Origin of the sequence: Cellulomonas jepli, assembly GCF_047229345.1 — a bacterium.
Taxonomy (GTDB): Bacteria; Actinomycetota; Actinomycetes; order Actinomycetales; family Cellulomonadaceae; genus Cellulomonas_A.
In genome coordinates this window covers 1-1,596 of the sequence record NZ_JBFTER010000197.1, presented here as the reverse complement: position 1 = coordinate 1,596, position 1,596 = coordinate 1, and the positions used below count along the sequence as shown (strand labels likewise).

Here is a 1,596-nt window from a genome sequence, read left to right as displayed (position 1 = left end):
GCTCGAGGCCGCGTCGCTCGAGGCGTCGGCCCGGGACGCCGAGGCGCGCCGCGCGCTCACGGAGGCCGAGGCGCGCCTCGGCGCGGCCGAGCGGACCGTGGAGCTGCTCACGCGCCGCGCCGCGCTCCGCACGGAGCGGGACGAGCTCGCCGCACGTGCGGACGAGCACACCGAGGACGTCGCACGGCGGGACCGGGCGCGCCGTGCCGCGGTGGTCCGGGCCCTGCTCGCGGGCGTCGACGCGGCGCTCACCGAGGTCGCGAGCGCCGAGAAGTCCGTGCACGCCGCGGTCGACGCGGCCCCGGCAGGTCTCGTGCCGCAGCACACCCGCGCGTTCGGGCTGCTCGGGCACCGCGCGGCGACGCTCCCGGGCGACGCCGAGGACTCCCGCGGCCACGCCGGCCCCGCGCTGACCCACGAGCTCGAGGCCGAGCGTGCACGCGCCGCCGACCTCGCGGCGACCCTCGCACGGCTCGCGGAGCTCGAGTCGGGGCTGCCCGACCGCCGCCGGGCCGTCGAGGACCTCCGGACGACGCTCGCGGCGTCCCGTGCCGAGCGCGCGCGGCTGACCGAGGAGCTCGCGACCCGTCCGGTCGAGCGCGCCGAGATCGTCGCGGCCGTCGAGGGTGCCCGTGGGCTCGTCGCCGAGCTGCCCGGCCGGCGCGCGCAGCTCACCGCCGCCGAGCAGGTCCTCGCGGCGGTCGTCATCAGTGAGCGGACGCGCACCGAGCTCGAGGCGGTCACGCGCCGCCGCGACGCCGCCGCGCAGGCCGCCCGGACCGCCGTGGAGCGCGAGGCCACCGTGCGCGCCGCGCGGATCGCGGGCATCGCCGGCGAGCTCGCCGCGACGCTCGCCGACGACGAGCCGTGCCCGGTCTGCGGCGGGACCGAGCACCCGGCCAAGGCCGCCCTGAGCCCCGACCACGCGAGCGCCGAGGAGGTCGAGGCCGCCGAGCACGCCCGGGTCGAGGCGACCCGTGCGCTCGACGAGCGCGCGGCCGACGTCGCGACCCTGACCGAGCGGCTCGCGGGCCTGCGCGAGCAGGCGGGCGACCTCACGACCGCCGAGGCGCAGGACCGGCTCGACGAGGCACGGCTGCTCGTGACGATGGCCCACGACGGCGTGGCGGCGCTCGGACGTGCGGAGGCGGCCCTCGTCGCGCACGACGACGAGACCGAGCGCGCCCGGTCCGCCCGGGCCGAGCTCGAGACGCTGTGCGCGTCGGAGGCCGAGCGCCTCACCGCGCGCGAGCAGGAGGTCGCCCGGGACGAGCGCGAGGTGCTCGACGGGCGGGGTGACCACCCCACGGTGGCGGCCCGGCGCGCCGCGCTGCTCGTGCGCGTGGAGGCGGCGACCACCGTGCTCGACGCGCTCACGGCCGTCGCCCAGGCCCGCGCCGACCTGGGCCGGCGGCGCGCCGAGCTCGCCGACGCCGTGACCGAGCAGGGCTTCCTGGACACCGACGACGTGCGCTCGGCGCTGCTGCGCGCCGACGAGCTCGCCGCGCTGGACGCACGCGTGCAGCGGCACGAGGCGGCGGTGCTGCGGGTGCGCGACGCGCTCGCCGACCCCGCGCTCGCCGGCCTGCCCGAGGA

Annotated in this window: 1 protein-coding gene; it reads left to right on the top strand. The window is 80.1% G+C overall.

Annotated elements, in window-relative coordinates:
* A partial coding sequence (locus AB6N24_RS23035; protein ID WP_489672072.1) for a coiled-coil domain-containing protein occupies nucleotides 1–1,596 on the top strand: 1,596 nt, incomplete at both ends.